Genomic DNA, 18220 nt, shown 5'->3' on the forward strand with positions numbered 1-18220 from the left:
GTATGTTGTAAGACCCGGAATATTAGGTCTTTCCTGAAACAGGACTATGGTGCGTACGCTAAAGAGCGTACGCAAGGAAAAAACAAAAATACTGGTTTTTTTTAAGGGAGATTTTATATTAAAATCGGCCACGACCACCTCCAGATCTTGCTACTCTTGCAGCATTTCTAGCCGCACTACCGGCTACTCCTGAGAAATTTGAAGCCGCACTTTTTATTGCATTACTACCCGTTTTTGCACCACCAGAGAGCATCGTGAAAATCTGTCCTCCTGAAGAGACACCAGCGTTAAAGTATGGTCCGCCAGAGGCGAGAGCTGTGGCTATGCCAGGAAGTGCACGGAAGATAATAACTCCTATGATCGAAATAACGATGACAGGTGGGAAAAGAACATAGATTGAATCATATGAAGCGTTAAGAACTTGCAGGATAACTTGACATATAAGAGTGCCAAGCATGATCACAAGAACTTGTAAAATGGTAAAATTGACTAAAGTTGTAATCCATGCATCGCTGTATTTTCGCGTTGCATTGAACAAATATAAACTAATGAATAGAGGTCCAAGACCTATAATCATGACCAGTGCAACTTGTGCAAACATTTGGACAATAAAACCACCTATACAAAAGAGAATAACGGCCAGAAGCATAATAGAACCAAGAAGCCCCACAACGATTTTTTCAAAAAACCAAGCATTGTATAAGATTTTTTGATAACTAGAACTTGCCTTTAATAAAATATAATCAAAAACATTCGAGTTTGCAGGATTACTGTTGAGCGCATTCCCAATAGCGTTGGACAAATCATTGAAGAAAATATCTTTGATATATGTATTAAACGTCTCTGCATTCGTTGCCATTGTTGTCACAACAACAATTTTAACAACATTATTGAGAAGACTATGCATGGAGAGTGCAACGCGACCCGTCATAACATTATAACCATAGAGAAAGATAAAAATGATTGCGGCAAGATTTAAGGGTGCTGAAATAGCAGAAGATAAACCACTTACCGCTGAGTCCATTACATTGTCGAGGGGTTTTAAAATATACCCAGAAATGCTTGCAAAGGGAGCAAAACTATAGTCTGACATCTGTAACAGTACTTTCAATTTTTTCTTTTAATTTTTCTTCCTTTTCTTTTAAGTGTGCTTCAAGTTGTTTACGCTTTTCTTGCTCCTTTTCTTCACGGAGTTCATCTCTTGTCTTCGTATTTCTTGCTTGAATCAGACCAAGAGACTGAAGTTTTAAAGAACTTACTTGAAGATTGGCTTGAAGAAGAGAAAGTTCTACCTGAAGCTCTTGTCTAAGAGCTTGCAATTCTTCAGGTTTCTTTTCTGATGTTGATGAAACAGTTTCAAGTTTGGTCTTTATTTCTTTGATTTTATTTGCAGTTTCGATTGCACTTTTATAAATGCTTTCAGCTGTTTCTGATTTTGCTGCATCTAATGTTTGGGTGTTTTCGAGTGCTTGTTTATAATATTCATCAGCATCAGGGGGCGTTTGTGAGATTGCATGAGAAATGAAAGAAAAAGATAACAGTGTTACTAAGCCATATTTTTTCATTGATTTTTTCTCCTTTGATAAAATATGGGCAGCCATTTGTCAGGGTCTACACCATATTCGGTTATAATTTCATTCATAAGTTCAATATTTTTTGTTGTGCCACTTAAAACGGCGATCTCATCGTTCATTCCACGTAAGTTAAGTTCTGCAACAACAGAACTTTGTCCTTGTTTGACGAGAAAACGACGGGATTCTCTGCTTAATTCTGATTGTATTAGTTCAAATTCACGCTCAGTGAGCTTGAAAGCTTCAACATAATCGTGGTAATTTGCTTTTTGATTTGGGAAAAATATTTGGGTAGGGCATTGTTCAATAATTGTGTGCGCGATTGTTGAGTTTAAGGCGTCTTTGGGGCTTTGTGTTGCAAAGAGCATCAAGCCATTTTGTTTACGAATTGTTTTGAGCCGATCTTGCGCAAAAGCTTTGAATGAATCATCTTCTAAAGCTTTCCAGAACTCATCAACAACAATAATAATGCGTCTTCCATCAATCAGATCAAGAATGCGGTAAAAGAGATACATCATCAAGGGGCGCCGAATTTCTTCATTGTCTAAGAAATCGGTCATGTCATAGCCAATGAACTGTGCATTTAAATTGAGATCATCTTGATCATTATCAAAAACCCATCCTAAATCATTACCTCTAATCCAGCGTTGTAGCCGTATGGCAATTCCTTCTTTCGATGTGTTGTCAAAAAACAATTGAAGAGCTCCAAGAGAGCGTTGTATCGGGGGTAGATTTTCCAAGGAATCAATAGCTTTGGCAATATCTTGTCGCTCTTCTTCTGTTACTGTTTGTCCTTCAGTAGTTACAAGCTTTAAGATCCAATTACGAAGAAAGATTTTATTTTTTTCGGTGTATTCCATGCCCTTTAAGGGAGCAATGCCAGTGGGTTGTCCATTTTTTAAAGGTTTATATTTCCCTCCGCCAGCACGCACAAAAATTTCTGCTCCTTGATCTTTGTCAAAAAAAACCATGGTTGGGTTGTGTTTTTGTAATTGTGCAAGAAGAAAATTAACAATCACTGTTTTACCAGAGCCCGATGGACCACAAACAAAAGTGTTTCCAAGATCACCATAATGAAAGTTAAAATAGTAAGGTGAACCAGCTTGTGTTTTGAGCAAAGCTACAGCAGCACCCCAAATATTATCGTTTAGCTTGCCAACGGGAAAAGAATGAAAGGGCGATAAAGCTGCAAAGTTTCTGCTGGTAATGGCCCCTGAACGCGCACGATAATTAAAGTTGCCGGGTAGTTGTGCCCACCATGCTGCTTCCAATCCTAAATCTTCTCTGGCAATTACGGCACCTCCATTGGTTAAATGGGAACGTGCTTTTGATAAATTTTCAGCCAATATTTTGGGATGATCAGCAAAAACGGCTAAAGAGATGTGATGTTCACCCAAAACAAAACGGTTTGATTCTAAATCATCTAGCGCTTCATCCAGTGCGTCAATTTGTGAGCTAGCACGATCGGCCGCATTAATCATTTGATTTTGCCTGCGATTCATAATTGCACTGGCGGCTGCTTTACTTTTAAAGACAAAGGATTGTGTTAAGATGAATTCAAATGGCACTGTCAGCAAACCATCGGTCATCCCAGGGCGTGTTTTAGAAGGATATTCTTTCCAGCCAAACATGCCTACAAAACGTTCATTGCTTTCATGGCGAATTTCGATAATTTCTTTTCCAAAAATAACACGGTCTGAGTAAATTGTTGAAGCAATTGTTCCAAATGTGAGAGGAATACGTTCATGTCTTCCACCCACTAGCTGGTGGAGAAATTCACTTTGTTCAGAAAATAAAAGCCCTTCATGTTCATAGATTGATAGCAGACGGATTTCATATTCTTCCAAACCTTGCATAAGATCCTGGCTTAACTCTTCGATTTTACGAATAGCTTCCTCATCGGGTTCAGATTGTGTTTTTTTTGCCTTACTCAAGCGCTGAAAAAATGCAGCGAGTTTTTCAGTCTTATCTGCTGCGGGATTCCAAAGCAGTGAAATAAAAAGATCATTTCTATACAGTTCTTGCGAAACCATTTTCTTTTTATATTTTTCATCTAATTTGGTTGCAAAAGATGAAAAAAAATGGCCTTCAGGATAAATCGTTTCACGACGACGGATGACATGAGAATATAAAGCAACTCGTTCATCTGCGATATTTTTCAAAAGAGTGTTTAATTGGTTGTGTAAAGAATTTAATTGATCAATATCGGCAGTATCAAAATTAATACCTTCAATAGCCATCACAATCATTAAACAGCGTGAATTTAAAGCAATAACATGTTGGTTGATGTGACGTATATAGGGAATATATTCTTCAGGTAAAGTTTCCCGTTTCATCATTGTCGTCTGTTTCACCGGCTCAATTCCTTTAACTTAGTTCCTTATAATTGCGGATAAGGCGTAAGGGGGAGGTAGATCCTCCTCCCCATCGGTTCAGATTTTTTTGTTTCCCGCGGGTATTGAGCCAAGCAAATAATACACGAAATTGGTTGTGATCATGCTTTGTTATTTCACGCAAAATAAAGTGCATCCCAATCCCAAGACCAAACATGGTAAAACCACTGGTCAAAATAAAGAGAATGGATGTTGCCATAACATTGAGTGCCATCGCTTCCATTGTAACACCAGCAAACATTGTCGGGCGTGTACAGGCAAGGAAAAGGGTATCTTCGTTCATTTAGGTTGTACTCGCTAATTTACCCACCAGAGCAGGAGCTCCAAAAACAATAGCAATACCAAGAACGCAGTAAGCTGCTTTGCGTAAATCAATAAAGCCATACATCCAGCCAATCCCCACAGCAGCAACACATATAATGGCAATAAGCTTTGCTGTTGTACCCGTCATCATTGTGACAATGTTGTCTAAAACACCATCAAGATTTCCCAAACCACCTCCACCACTAGTAGAAGCAGCATAAGAAGGATCGGATACCAGTACTGCTGTAAAAAGCAGCATGATAACGATAAAAATGGCGTTCTGAAATCTATTATCTGTCATTTTACCTCTCTTTAACAAACAATATTTGTTCATCTGTTGACGTTCCATTGTCTCTAAAAATTGGAGAATTCTGTCATTTTATTACAGTCTTATTGCTCCTTATTTGTTCTAAAGGTCTTGAGAGTGGGGCTGCTCACTCTCCAAACTCTTCTTCTTAAAGAGACAGAAGTCTTTTCAAATTGGAATTGTGTTACATGAAAATGGCAATTTTAAGTTGTATATATTGGGAAAAACAATAATATTAAAACAATGCAAGAGAGAATATTATTCTTTACAAAATGTAGTTAATGTGCAACACCTATATTAGGATTTTTTCTTTAAAAACAAGAGGATTGCTGATAAATAATGTGAAAGGATAAGAAAACAATGAATTTTTTGAGTGAGCATGTTAAGAAATGCTGTTTAAATTGATTGTTATTATTTACATTATGGGATCCATAGTGTGGGGATTAAGCCAATATAAGGATAAAATAGATTTCAGCATTCTTAAACCATTTAAGATGCAAGATATCCAAGATATTGTCGATCTCTATCGAGAAGAAGAAAAGCTGGTTAAATCGATCACTAAACAGGAATTGGAAACAAATGAACCAGCTCTTAATTTGCAGAAAAATGTTTCATTAAACGATGTTGCCAATAATGTTGTTGTTTTTCATGGTAGGGCATCTGTTACGAGTGGTGTTACATTTAAATTATTGACGCCTGTGGCACAATCTTGGCGATCCCATACTACCCGTGATATTCATCTTTATGGGGTGGATACATGTGCTCCTCGTCAAAAAGCAAGATTAAAGGATCAAGAATGGCCTTGTGGTGCGGTTACAATGGCTTGGCTTGTCACCAAAACACTTGGTCAGGATTTATCTTGTAAGCAGGCTTTTATGCGAAATGGTATTTATTATGCACAATGTTTTGTTCAAGGAATTGATTTGGCCGAGGTTGGTCTTACAGAAGGTATGTTAGTTCTTTCAAAAGAGGGCGGAAATCCTATACCAAGCCAATACCATCATGCTGAAGAAAAAGCACGTGCCAACAAGATTGGTCTTTGGTCAAGCCATTTTACTGAACCTTTAAAATGGCGACGCGATAATGGATCTTACAACCCTTTTGCAGGTCCGTGATTGCTTTTAATGAACATATTTTCTTAAACCTTGCTAGAGAAAACTTTAGCAATAAAACTGCAACAAGGTCATAAAACTCAATTGGAATAAACCATGAGATTATTTTCATTTTTGAATGAAACGGAGAATATTATTCGTTTTCAAGAGAGATTTTTATTCAAAATAGCTTCTTTGGCTTTTACTCATGTGCTTTAACGAGAAGGGGAGTGCCATTGTTGGGACAAAAGGCTTTCAGGTATTGAGGCTTGAAGGATAAAGTGAGAAAATAAAAAACGTTCAAGAAATGGATTTCTAGAAGGAAATTGATCAAAGTAAAAAATAAACAGACCTTCAAATGGTGTCATGTTTGATAGAGCAGATAAAATATTTCACAATGGCTTAAAAAATTCATAGCAAAAGTTTTTTAAAAAATCAGAATTGTGTCTTCAGTATTGGATCAAGTCTGTTTCATTGCTTAAAGCGTGATCACTCTGTGGCATTCGTTGCAAAGTTTTCATATAAAATTATCTGCTTCTAAATGTTGGCTTCCACGTAATGGATAGATTTCAAATAGATCTTTACGAAAAAAACTTCATAAAAATGACTTGTATTATTAGTATTTTCTCTATACTTTGATATTACTAAGTATAAAATAATTATAATAACATAAGGGGAGAAATCAATAACCAAAGTATATGTAAAAAACATTAGTTCTTTTGCGTTGGTTGTTTTTTAGTCTATTAAGAATGAGACTAAGCGTTATAATGCTTATAGATTTTTTCAGAGGAATAACAGTTCCTATTGCAGTGTCTCTATCTGAGATCAGTTAGATAAAAGCATTTGTGCGTCTTCTCATTTTGTCATTTGTATTCAGTTTTGGCTCTTTCCTTCTCATTGTATTTTGTAACAAACTCATACGATGCTTATCATGAGCTTTTCTTACATTATTTTGCACAGGGGGGGCACTTTATAAAGTAAGTAAATGATAATAAAAACTATAGGCTCAGACAGTATGAAAATTCAAAACCCATTTTGGGGATAATGTTAACAGTTAAGGTATTTAAAGAGGGGTAAAATGAAAAAGTTTATTTTATTATGTACGGCTCTATTATTGGTAGCGGGGTGTGAAAAAAACTATAGTGTGGAAGATTTTAAAAAAGATGCAAAATTAAGGGAAGAATGGGGAAAGAAGTGTTTTCTTTCGGGATTAGCTGTTAAGGAATCTAAAAATTGTCAAAATGTCCTCCAAGCAGATACTGAACTATTTTTCTCGAAAGAGTAGCCTTCTATAGATTGAAAACACAGCTTTTTTCATCTTTCAGATGAGCTCCCCAAATTGTATTGGTAATTATATTGTTTGTTTCAACTTTGTTAAATTGAGGATTATTCTCACGAGAGTATAGGATCACGTTGTCTATGATAGCGTTGGTGTTGCATTGAGATTTTAGAGGAAGGAACATGCTTTTAGGATATATAAAAGATACTAAGCCTTTATAGCAAACATCTTACAAGTCTTTAAGTAGATCAAATGCACATCGTATAAAATCAATGGAGTATCCACAGTGTGAAGCGGGAGCTATCCTTTTACACGTATGGATGCTTGGCCTGTGGTGCTGTAAAACACCATCATTTGAGGTATGGTGATGTAAGGCATAAAATTTTATGCATAGGGTGTTTGGGTGAAAGAGTGCAGTAAATATTCAGGGGAGGGGTTGTTCATATAATTTTGGAAAAGGAACCCTATGAAATGGGAAGCTGAGAAGGAACGGTTCTTAAGAAGGTGGATTGTTTATCAACCGATTTGAGGAACGGTTTGCATCCTGTGAGATGTGGGGAGGAAGCCAAGAGCAATGTTCCTCTTTGCTCGAGGCGATTTCATCATAATGGTACGGGGTATTCTTTTTTTTGATAATATCAGTGTAAAAAAAGGAAACTGGAACATTTAAAATCTCGGAAATTTCTTTTAAACGTCCTGCGCTTAAACGGTTTAAACCTTTTTGATATTTCTGGATTTGTTGGAAGCTTACGCCTAAGTGTTGACCTAATTTCTTTTGAGACATCTGCAGCGTTTTTCGCTTAAAGCCAATTTTTTTGCCAATAAAAAGATCAATATTAAGATTTTGAGTTTGCATTATTCCCCCTCCGACTGTGAGCGCCCTCGCATGAGTATTCCGGGAGTTAAAAGTACTGAACTCAAATCAGAATTTTGCTTTTAGTGCTGAAAAGCACTTGGACATAGCAAAATCTCCCGAAATTCCGGGATACCCGCAAAGCGGGATCAATTCATGTTTGAGTTTTTCAGGCTTTTAATCCCTATTGGTCGTTGCGTATGCGACCAAGATATTCTTTAACTCATAAAGTAATTTTAGGAGATTGGCAATAAAAATAGTTTTTCTTGAGATGGATCGTTTTTTTTAATAAAAGGCTGTTTGCTTCTCAATTTTTTATGCTGACTCATTCAAGTCATGTTTTCAGTTCTTCTTTTCACAAAGATAAAGCTTGGATTTTAAGCTTAAGGTATTCCTACGGTGTTGTCTTTAGCCAATAATCAAAAGAAATCATTTTGTTTTTCTTATGTGATTGAGCAAAATGATTTGTTTTTATACAGCTGAGATATCTTGATGATAGGGGAAAGTTTTCACGAATGAACCCCTTTCATATCATATAAAATAAAATCAAAATATATAGATTGGGTTGTTGTCCATTCACAGGTTTGTTTTAAAGAAATGTTTTTCAATATGTGAGTCCATTTATTATAAATCCATAATTTTATACTTCAGGAAGTGATTTTTTTAAGAGACATGTCTTAATGCATTCAAGACCATTTCACGGTGATGCTCGTGAAGGGTAGAACGATAAAGTTATTGAGCACCTCCATCTTTATGTTTGTGAAGCAATAAGTTGGTGCCATCATTATATTTGCTGGCCCTCAATGTTGTGACAGATTTTGCATTAAGACGGTTCATAAGAGCCATTCTTATTCTTTTCTTATACAATTTTTACCCACACGCCAGCCTCGCTTGTGATGTGCAAGTGAGTGTTTTTGCTAAAAAACTGTATGAACACAGTTGTTGTTAGAATTGAAATTTTTATGAGAAAAATGAGCATTTGGAAATAATAAGCTTTTGTTATCAAGCGTTTTAGAATTTTGCACAACTTAATGAGAACTTATTTATTTTATCATTTCTTGTGGTTTCTATAGACGATACAAAGTTGGGATATGGTTTGAGAAAGCAGATGACAGAGCTATTATCTTTCGATAAGTAGTTTTGAAGTAAAAGATAGCTGGATAAATGATAAATAGAGATAGGTGGATCATGAATGAACTTACCCATATTGAGACTTTTATAACAAATTATGATGCTGTTTTTTGCGATGTGTGGGGTGTTTTGCATAATGGTGTTCATGCATTTGAACCAGCATTGAAGGCGTTGTATAAAATTCGACAAATGGGGAAAAGTGTCATTTTATTGACCAATTCTCCTCGATTACGGGAAGGAGTTGCTGCCCAATTAAAAAGTATGAATATTTATCATGATTATTATGATGCTCTTATCACTTCAGGAGATGTAACGCGCGATCTTATTCGCAGTGCTCCGCGTAAAGTTTTTTTCATTGGTCCACAATGTGATTTGGTGCTATTTGAAGGGTTAGAGTGTGAATTTGTTGAAGAATGGGAAGCTTCTGTTATCGTTTGTAGCGGTTTTCTTGAGGACTTTGATGAAGACCCTTCTGCTTATGAGAAGATGTTTCGTCGCATGCGGGCGCGGAATTTACCTTTTATTTGCGCTAATCCTGATGTGATTGTTCATTATGGAAATAAGGAATTTTTGTGCGCTGGTGCATTGGCGCGTCTTTATCAACAATTAGGAGGGGAGGTTCGCATTGCTGGAAAACCCCATGGGCCTATTTATGAATGTGCCTTTGAAAAACTTCAAAAAATGCGTGGAATAGTGGAAAAAAGTCGCGTTTTAGCTATCGGTGATGGTCTTTTGACTGATATTAAGGGGGCAGTCCATTTTGGTCTTGATGCCCTTTATATTATGGGGGGGATTCATTGTTATGATTATATACAAGATGGTGTGGTAGATAAGCAAGCTTTACATTCTTTTCTTGAACGTCATGGTTATAAACCACAGGCAATTATGTGGGCACTTCAGTAATGGCTAAATTTTTGCGTCTTCAGGGAATTCATACGTTTCCCTTAGCTTGGCGAGGGGCTGTGTTGGCTCTTGGAAATTTTGATGGTGTTCACTGCGGGCATCAGGTAGTGTTGCAAAAAGCACTTGATTTTGCACGTATAAAAAAGAAACCAGCCGTTGTTTTAACTTTTGAACCACATCCAAAAAATTTTTTTCAACGTTCAGCGCCTGTCTATCGTTTGACAGAGGCTGATGAAAAAGCTGAAATCTTTAAAATCCTTGGTTTTGATGGAGTCGTTGAACAGCCATTTGTTGCACAGTTTGCCGCTCTTTCAGCAGATGAATTTATTAAGTCCATTTTAAAGGAAGTTTTTGATGTTTCCGTTGTGGTGACAGGAGAAAATTTTCAATTTGGGCATCAAAAAAGTGGAAATTCACAGCTTCTTTGCCAAAGGGGAGAAAAATATGGATTTAAGGTTGTGCTCGTTCCTTGTTTTTCTTGTTCTCAAAATCCACAACGGTTGATCATTTCCTCTAGTTTTATTCGGCAGCTTCTCTCACAAGGAAAAGTGGAAAAAGCAGCCCATTTGTTAGGGTATCATTATCGAGTGTGCTCCAATATTGTTCAAGGTGATAAACTTGGACGCCTCTTAGGATTTCCTACCGCTAATCAGATGTTGTCTCCTCAAGTTCGTTTGGCACATGGTGTTTATGCGGTGCGTTTGCGTCGTGCGAACGGTGTTTTATATGATGGAGTTGCAAGTTTTGGTTGTCGTCCAACGGTTGTTAAAGATGGGGCTCCACTTTTAGAAACCTATTTGTTTGACTTTAACGATGATCTTTATGGGGAAAGTTGTACCGTTTCTTTTTTCCAGTTTTTGCGAGGACAAGAAAAATTTAATGGGCTTGAACCTTTGATTGCACAAATGCAACATGATGAAAAGAAAGCAAAAGAAATTTTAAAGACTGTACAACCATTATCAAAGTTGGATAAACTGCTCACTTTTAAAAATATGTCCTAAATTTATCTGAAAAAGATAAAAGAGCAGTAAAAATAGCACTTAAAGTGATTATAATTATTAAGAGATATTGCAAAATATCATGGAATATATGCTTTTCCCGTTGTTGAGAGGGAGAATCGAATATCTGAAGATCTGATTTAGACATTATCTTTTTCAAAGTTAATTTTATGGCTTTTATTATCATTCAAAAGTTTACTGCTTGTTTCTTTCTGATCCGTTAAAATTTATGATGAAAGATGCAGTAAATGAAGAAGCATAAAGCGTATTGGCAAATGATAATAAATGTGAAGAAGGAGAAATGATATTTGTAAAATTGCTTGCGATTTCAATCTTGAAATTTTATAAATTTAAAATCGATGACTCTTGTATTTTAAGAGCTTAGTAATTCTTTTTTTCTGATTTGTCTTAGTGATGTTATGTTGTTTGTACTTTATCATCATTGATGATGTTGTTGTTGGGTTAATGTAAAAATTTTAGCATGTGATAAATATTTTTAAGCAGGTTTTTTGTTGAGGTTCATGAAGGAGATCAGTAGTTAGTTGCAGTTTTGTTCTCATCAGTCATGTAAACCAGAATGAAACCAATGGAAAATGTTTTAAGCCTTGTTTTTCTTATATATTTAAGAGGACAGTGATCGATTGCAGATAAAAAGAAATTATTGCGGAAAGCAGACGTATTTTTTAAGAATTTCTAATAGTTTTGACGATGGATACAATACATCAATGTATAAAGATAATTCATCATTTTCAATATAAATTAGAAATCTAAATAGCGTAAGATTCCCTCATTGCGAAGTTGTGTAGGTTACAGCAATAAAAGTTATACTTTGATACGCCATAAGCGGGGGTGGCGAGGAGATAAAAATACGACAAGAAAAGCGTAAAAATGCTTCTTATGAAAATTCTCAAATACCAAGGGCTGTGCTATCCCCAAGAGCTTGCAACGCTTAAGAGCTGGTAAAATGTGTGATGGTGTTGGTATGCTCTTCTATTAAGCATAAAGATGGGAAGTTATAAATTCTATATTATTCATGGGAGATTTATCATTATACTCTATTACAAAGGACATCGCAAAAGGGGGAATAGGCTTTAAGATATGTCTCTTAAAAAAACTCGTTATTTTTTGAGGAAGCTTACATGTCTTATATCACTGCTATAAATAACGATGTGTTACGATATAATAAGACAATTTTTAAAGTTTTCTACATTGTAAGTTTTTTTATCACCGACAGTGATAATTTCAAGGCAGGGAAAATGTTATCATCAAAATTTTTTATGTTTCAATTGGTGTCTTGTTGTTTTTCAGTTTTATCTTTCTAAATTCTGCTACGCTGTAGTTTTTTCACAACCAACAATGATAAGCTCCGCGCAAAGCAATAGCGCTGTTATAATAAAACTGTTTATGGTTTTACCCCTCTTTTATTTTATCCTAATCGTAATGATCTTGGTTCCACGTCATTCCTGTATCGTGATCTGGCGTTTCATTTTTCTTTGACAAATACGCACAATTGCAAGGCAAATATATAAAATCATAAGAACCGCTTGCATTTATTCTTTGTACGGTTACTCTTTGTTTTTGGAGTGTTAAAACTTCAGCAGAAATTTTGATATCTTGACATTTTCAAAAAGTTTTTTAATCACTTATTTTCTTTTAGGAACTATTTTATCATGAAAAATGCACGAATATCTTGTCAAAAATTCGTAATGCCTCTATCCTTTACAAATTTGCTGCAAATGAAAGAATATGTCTTTTCATGAATTGATTGCACCCTTAATCATTCCGCCGAGAAAAAAATTTTAATCTCTCCTGCATTTTTTTAATACCAATAGAAATTCAACGAAGCTATCATATATTCTGATAAAAACAAAAAATACTCACCCTCTTGTGTAGCATAACAGGAGCATTAAATACCTTAGATTATAAAATCATATAAATGTAAGAAATAGTTTTTATAACATACTCAATGACTTCTTTTGTTTATTGAAAGTCTTAAAGTGCATCAATATCAATAAACGTTAGTTATTTTTATCCTTCTTATAAACATAAATATAATTAAAAAATAAAATGCTGTATAGCAAAAAAATAATCAATGCTAATCCATTTATATATATTAATATTAAGTAAAGTGAACAAAAAATAATTTCACGTTTAAAATCATTATTAAAACAATTTTTCTGGAAAAATAAATTTATCTATTCAGCTGCTCAGCTGCAATATAAGATATCAAGAAGTGTTATGATGATCACATCGATAGAAAAAAGTTTGAAATGGAGAATTTTTCATCGGTTTATAGCTATTGCATTAGATGATAGAGGATCTCAGGAAAAATAACTTTTATAAAGTGCTCTTCGTAAAAAAGAGAGGCTTTTATCACGATTAACTCTGTGTGAAAACGATCGATATTATCTTTAGAAAAAAGCCTTTAAACTAATGCAAACTTATTATCGTCTATCACTTGTTACACTTTCCCGTATTTTTGTGAAAGTAATTCACGTACCTCATCTGCTATTTTGGTACCACGACTTGCACAGCTGACCTTAATTAACCGATGCAAATTTTCTGGTATATCAATCGTGAGACGCTTCATGCTTTCATTCATGCACCCCTTTTGGCTTTCTACCCATGCATCAGCTGTTAAAGGAATTGATTTATTGGTTGGTTTCGTGCCAATTTTAATTTTTTTATTCATTGTGCAAACTCCTTGATTTCGGCTGCAACAGCTTCAATCTCTGCTGCTGCAGGGCCTTGCTGATCAACTTCATAAACAGCTTTCCCCTGTGCTGCTGATTCTGCAAAAATCACGCGTTGGGCAACGCTAGAAGAAAGAACATGTACAGGGTATATGCCAAGAGCTTCGTTTACATCACGTCCTATTGCTGTATTGACTATTTTACGATTAATAACAAAAACAGACTTGAGATTTTCTTTATAAACGCGTGCTTCGTCAATCAGCTTTACAATTCCATCGGCTGCCCAAATATCGTAGGGACTAGGTAAAACAGGTATCACTACCAAATCTGAAGCCATAAGAGCACTACGAGCAAGATCGGTCACACGCGGAGGACCATCGATAATAATATGATCATAACTACGACCAAGCTGTGTAACCTCTTTGTGAACCGTTGCACGTGGTAAACCAATAACTGAAAATAAAGGAGCATCTTCACGTGCAGCTGCCCAATCCAATGCGCTTCCTTGTGGGTCAACATCAATAAGCAATATGCGTGCACCAGTACGTGCAAAACTGGCTGCAAGATTCACGCTCAATGTCGTTTTTCCGACACCTCCTTTTTGATTCAAAAGTCCAATGATCATTCATGAGGCCTTTCAGCATTATCGTTTTTACGATTATACAGAAAGTAACAAAAGAAGCAAGCATTCAAGCACGCGTAAAATAAACACCCTTCTCATTTTGTAGGATAAAAATTTAGGATAAAAACAACAGCTCCCAATTTTATCTTTAATATTCTTTTAGTCTAGGAAAAAACATTATGAATATGATGTTTTTTAGGATAAAAAATAAATTGAAACAATAAACACACCCTTCTTCCCAGCACTAAAGGGAAGGTTTTAAAATCCATATCGATCTGTAAAAAATAATTTGTAAGTAATCTTTATCTCGTACTTTCCACTTGATTTCCTTTGTGTGGTTCACTTCATAAAATTCTACAAGAAAGCTTTACGCTTAAATATATAATAAACATGTACATTTGAAGACATAAAAATGTATGAAAAGTTATGCGATGATCAAGAAAATATTATTTTTATTTCACCTTTTATCATTGTTTCATCTTCTTTTTTTTTCCGTTACCAATATACCTCATTTATATGCTATAGACACCTAAAACGATAAAAAAAGAATGAATTTCACATTCCGTATAAAAGGCACACAAAGCATTCTATAAAAAGCCGTAAGCCATAAGTTTTATGGTTTCTTAGCAACATATTGATTGATCATCATTCATTATTTTGCATATTGAATGGGATTTTGCATGTTGAATAAGAAAGCCGAAATTTGTAAGATTTTCTCATTTTAAGCTCTCTTATATTGCAACAATTAAAATCACCTTCTTGCATATCAAAAGCAGAGCTATCATGTGAGCAAAAATTGTTAAAGGTAGAAATAAAAGTGCCTTTTTATGAAGAGTCTTAAGGTCAAAAATTGTTGGCAGCATCAGTGGCTTGTGCATGATGATGAGACCGGCTTGTAATTGTTCTTGAATGTAAAGATGGGAAGACACAATGGATATACTCTTTATGCTCGAAAGGGTAAAATGAGTTTGAAGAGATATAAGGATATCTATGGATGTAAACAAGTAACACAATGGGATGTTCTATGCTTTATAAACACAATGAATGTTCCATAGGAGAGCACTTCTTTATCTTTCATAAGGTTGAATAACGAACATATTGCGGATAAAGATATTGGACACCTTATAACTCATTTTTCCCAAGTATATCTTCTCGACAAACAGAAGATTTTTGTTAAGATGTCGTTGAAAAATTTTCCTTTATCATGTTTTTATAGACCAAAGAGTATCGTGAAGATTGTGCAATTGGGAATAAATAAAAATGAATTTTCAACAAATTGAACCTGATATTTTTATTGGTGCCCAGATTAGCATAGAAGATATCAAAACATTGGCACAAGCTGGTTTTAAAACAATCATCTGTAACCGCCCCGATAATGAGGAGCCTCATCAACCTAGTTTTTCTAGCATAAAAACGGTCGCAAATGAATATGGCATAGAAGCCTATCATATTCCCATTTCTCCTCCGACCATAGAAAAATCAGATATTGAAACTATGCAAACAATTTTAAAGACAGCTTCTTTTCCTCTTTTCGCTTATTGTTATCGTGGAACACGTTCGCTGCATCTTTATCGTTTAGCGCTTCTTTAACGTATGCTTCATGCGCTTCCTCCTTGTCCTAAAAGACAAAGATTTTTAAATCGATACTGATTTGTAAAAATAATCTGTAAATAATTTTTGTCTGGCACCTTCTACATTTGGCACTTTCTGCTTGACTTTTCTTCATGGACGCCATTGTAAAATAGGTGTGATGAGCTTTAAGACATGTTTCTTTAAAAAAGCACGTGAATGAGAAACATAAGAGCGCTCTGTTTTGTATGGGGAATGTAATTTCCCATTAAAGGGCGCCATCATGAAATGGATATGGGAAGCGTTGAGAAATGTTTCTGTAAAACAAATATGTAAATTAGACATATAAATCAATGTATTATATATTATAACTCAAGGTTTTTACAGTATTTACGAGTGAAAATAGGCTTATATTTTAGGCTTATATTTAAAGTATACGTACAAGTACATGACAGATATGTATTTCATGAAAAATCTACAAAGTTTGGAGCTTGTAGTGTTTTGTTTTTCAATTGAACGTGGAAGTGGGGGAGGTTACCCTTAAAAGGATTATGATGATTTAAGAGAATAAAAAATTGTGTTTGACTATAAAAAAACGCTTATAAAAAATAATTGGTAAAACAAAAGCAGTTAGCTACAACAGTTGAAATCAATCTATGATTAATCTGCTGTGTTAAATTGTTTTTTTAGTCTTAAGTTTGCGCTCTTCTTTGAAAATTTTACCCAAAAGTTTAGGTATTTCATTAAAAAGCAAAGAGAATCTTTTTAGTAGATCTCTATTACGAGAGCTAAAACAATAAAAGCATTGATGCTGATGATCAAGGTTGAATAAAGCATAGCGGTTTTTACAAGATCAGTCATAAGAACCTCTTTCTATTCGTTTGGAGGTGATTTTATGAATAACAATATGTTACAGATTGTAATATATGCTGATACAACATATTAGGCAAGCTTAAAATTTTTTCTTTTTATAAAGGCTTGAAGAATTAGAACCCTGTAAGGCATAAAAAGAAAAGCTTTAAAATGAGTATTGATTGATTTTGTAGGTTTTGTGTTTCAGAAACCTCTTTTTATCCTGTTATATCATAAAATACTGTCATTTGAAGTGTAGGGAGGACGTCAAACATGCTTTCTAGATCGTTTATCTCATAATAAGATTGGTTGATTCTTGCATGGAGAAAAAATGTTTCAAACAGAATATACTTGTGTTGCTATATTTATGCTTATGGAGAAGCAAGCTGGCACCATCATTATATTTACCAACTCTCAATGTTGCGGACAACCCTTGAATTCAGATGGTTCATAAGAGCCATTTTTACTCCTTTCTTATATAGTTTTTACCCACACACCAGTTCCGCTTATGACATGCAAGCAAGGGATGTTAATTGTTTCAATCTGAGAGGGTTTAGAATAAGAAAGTCTTACTATATTCGGGTCTTTAATTCAATATGTAAAATAGTAAATTATCATTATAAATCAATGTGTTGTGATATTTGGGCGCTTGTTTTAAAGAAATATTTCTTAGGGTAACCATATTGCATAATGGTGCTTGTGAAAAATAGAGCGCCATTGGGTTGTTTATTTACATGCTTTTTTAAAGAGATATGTTTTAAAGCTTGTCATCCCCATTTCATGACGGCGGCCATGCAGGGTAGAACGATAAAGCCCCTATGAATAATATAAAACTTCATGAATAAGATAAATTTATAGAGCATCACCATCTTTGCGCTTATCAAAGTCATAAGCCAACATCATTCCATATTTTACCAGCTTTTGGGTGTTGCTAGTCCTTGGTATTTGAGAGCATTCATAAGAGGCATTTTTACTCCTTTCTTCTAGTAACTTTACTCTTACGCTAGCTCTGCTTGGGATGGGTAAGTAAACGGGTTCAATTGGAGAAAGGTTACAAGAAGAAAATCCTACGATATTTGAGACTTGGATTTAAGTTGAAAGCAGATGTTTTACCTTTATAAATTAACGTGTCGATCATGAACGCTATAACGGTAAGGCTCCTATGAAATAAGATAAAAGTTTGAGTAATATAAAATCTATAGAGTGCTATTATTTTCATACCTAATGAAGCAAAAAATTGGCATCGTCATATATGCACATCCAATGTTTACAATAGTCCTTGGTTTTTGAGAAAGAGGTATAACGTCTTTTTTTAGTGTACTTTATCAGTCCGTTAGGTTTTGTTTGTAATATGCAAACAAATGAGCTTAATTCATTCAACGTAGAAGAGATGTGAAAGGCGATAATTCTACGATTTTTAAGATATTTATTTAGGATAATCAATAATAATTAAATCAATATATCGATTTATCTGGACAAACATTTCAATGAAAGAGAATAACTTTTTTAGGACCCTGAAAATAAGAGGAAATTCGTCGTAGAAATTGTACCTTTATTATAAAATGATTGTTTTCAGTTTTTGTGCCAGCAGCGCATGTAAAGCAGGAATATTTAAGAGTGAATTATGTGTTATGGAGTGAAATAATCTACAGAAA

The 18220-nt window shown here is 34.8% G+C and carries 13 protein-coding genes and 2 pseudogenes; 5 read left to right on the forward strand and 10 right to left on the reverse strand.

Annotated features, from left to right (window positions below):
- Nucleotides 1-118: 118 nt before the first annotated feature.
- The 5 genes from MCY_RS06015 to MCY_RS06035 are packed head-to-tail and all read right to left on the reverse strand — an operon-like array spanning nt 119 to nt 4568.
- On the reverse strand, nt 119-1093 hold the full coding sequence (locus MCY_RS06015; RefSeq protein WP_007347489.1) for a TrbL/VirB6 family protein: 975 nt from the start codon (nt 1091-1093) through the stop codon (nt 119-121).
- Nucleotides 1080-1565, reverse strand: coding sequence for a hypothetical protein (locus tag MCY_RS06020; RefSeq protein ID WP_007347490.1), 486 nt, complete (start codon nt 1563-1565; stop codon nt 1080-1082). Before MCY_RS06020 ends, MCY_RS06015 begins: the two co-directional genes overlap by 14 nt.
- On the reverse strand, nt 1562-3907 hold the full coding sequence (locus MCY_RS06025; RefSeq protein WP_196793435.1) for a VirB4 family type IV secretion/conjugal transfer ATPase: 2346 nt from the start codon (nt 3905-3907) through the stop codon (nt 1562-1564). Before MCY_RS06025 ends, MCY_RS06020 begins: the two co-directional genes overlap by 4 nt.
- 31 nt (nt 3908-3938) lie before the next feature.
- On the reverse strand, nt 3939-4247 hold the full coding sequence (locus MCY_RS06030; RefSeq protein ID WP_007347492.1) for a VirB3 family type IV secretion system protein: 309 nt from the start codon (nt 4245-4247) through the stop codon (nt 3939-3941).
- A complete protein-coding gene (locus tag MCY_RS06035; protein WP_007347493.1) occupies nt 4248-4568 on the reverse strand; it encodes a TrbC/VirB2 family protein in 321 nt (106 codons plus the stop codon).
- A gap of 395 nt (nt 4569-4963) precedes the next feature.
- Here MCY_RS06035 and MCY_RS06040 point away from each other — a divergent pair, with 395 nt between their 5' ends.
- Together MCY_RS06040 and MCY_RS06045 are read left to right on the forward strand one after the other, a co-directional pair.
- Nucleotides 4964-5689 (forward strand): hypothetical protein, encoded by a 726-nt coding sequence (locus MCY_RS06040; RefSeq protein ID WP_007347494.1) that lies wholly within the window; start codon nt 4964-4966, stop codon nt 5687-5689.
- Nucleotides 5690-6743: 1054 nt separating this feature from the next.
- On the forward strand, nt 6744-6950 hold the full coding sequence (locus MCY_RS06045; RefSeq protein WP_007347495.1) for an EexN family lipoprotein: 207 nt from the start codon (nt 6744-6746) through the stop codon (nt 6948-6950).
- A gap of 490 nt (nt 6951-7440) precedes the next feature.
- Here the strand turns inward: MCY_RS06045 and MCY_RS06050 are convergent, their stop codons facing one another.
- A complete protein-coding gene (locus MCY_RS06050; RefSeq protein WP_007347496.1) occupies nt 7441-7800 on the reverse strand; it encodes a helix-turn-helix domain-containing protein in 360 nt (119 codons plus the stop codon).
- 663 nt (nt 7801-8463) lie between these two features.
- Nucleotides 8464-8643, reverse strand: a pseudogene (locus MCY_RS10335) (integrase); the annotation flags it as partial.
- 342 nt (nt 8644-8985) lie between these two features.
- Here MCY_RS10335 and MCY_RS06060 point away from each other — a divergent pair.
- Both MCY_RS06060 and MCY_RS06065 read left to right on the forward strand, forming a co-directional pair.
- Entirely contained in the window at nt 8986-9831 is an 846-nt protein-coding gene (locus MCY_RS06060) for a TIGR01459 family HAD-type hydrolase (RefSeq protein ID WP_007347497.1), read from the forward strand.
- The gene (locus MCY_RS06065; protein ID WP_007347498.1) at nt 9831-10832 is read left to right on the forward strand and encodes a bifunctional riboflavin kinase/FAD synthetase; all 1002 of its coding nucleotides are present in this window, start codon (nt 9831-9833) and stop codon (nt 10830-10832) included. The genes MCY_RS06060 and MCY_RS06065 overlap by 1 nt, the downstream gene beginning before the upstream one ends.
- A gap of 2458 nt (nt 10833-13290) precedes the next feature.
- Here MCY_RS06065 and MCY_RS06075 read toward each other — a convergent pair.
- Together MCY_RS06075 and parA are read right to left on the reverse strand one after the other, a co-directional pair.
- A complete protein-coding gene (locus MCY_RS06075; RefSeq protein ID WP_007347500.1) occupies nt 13291-13521 on the reverse strand; it encodes a hypothetical protein in 231 nt (76 codons plus the stop codon).
- Complete coding sequence (parA, locus tag MCY_RS06080) at nt 13518-14147, reverse strand: ParA family partition ATPase (protein WP_007347501.1); 630 nt, start codon at nt 14145-14147, stop codon at nt 13518-13520. The genes MCY_RS06075 and parA overlap by 4 nt, the downstream gene beginning before the upstream one ends.
- A gap of 1257 nt (nt 14148-15404) precedes the next feature.
- On the opposite strand from parA, the gene MCY_RS06095 reads away from it, so the two are divergent.
- The gene (locus MCY_RS06095) at nt 15405-15734 is read left to right on the forward strand and encodes a protein tyrosine phosphatase family protein (RefSeq protein WP_007347502.1); all 330 of its coding nucleotides are present in this window, start codon (nt 15405-15407) and stop codon (nt 15732-15734) included.
- Nucleotides 15735-16929: 1195 nt separating this feature from the next.
- Here MCY_RS06095 and MCY_RS10050 read toward each other — a convergent pair.
- Nucleotides 16930-17026 (reverse strand): annotated as a pseudogene (locus tag MCY_RS10050) (DUF4102 domain-containing protein); the annotation flags it as partial.
- Nucleotides 17027-18220 lie beyond the last annotated feature (1194 nt).

The sequence above is a fragment of the Bartonella rattimassiliensis 15908 genome, assembly GCF_000278215.1.
Lineage (GTDB): Bacteria > Pseudomonadota > Alphaproteobacteria > Rhizobiales > Rhizobiaceae > Bartonella > Bartonella rattimassiliensis.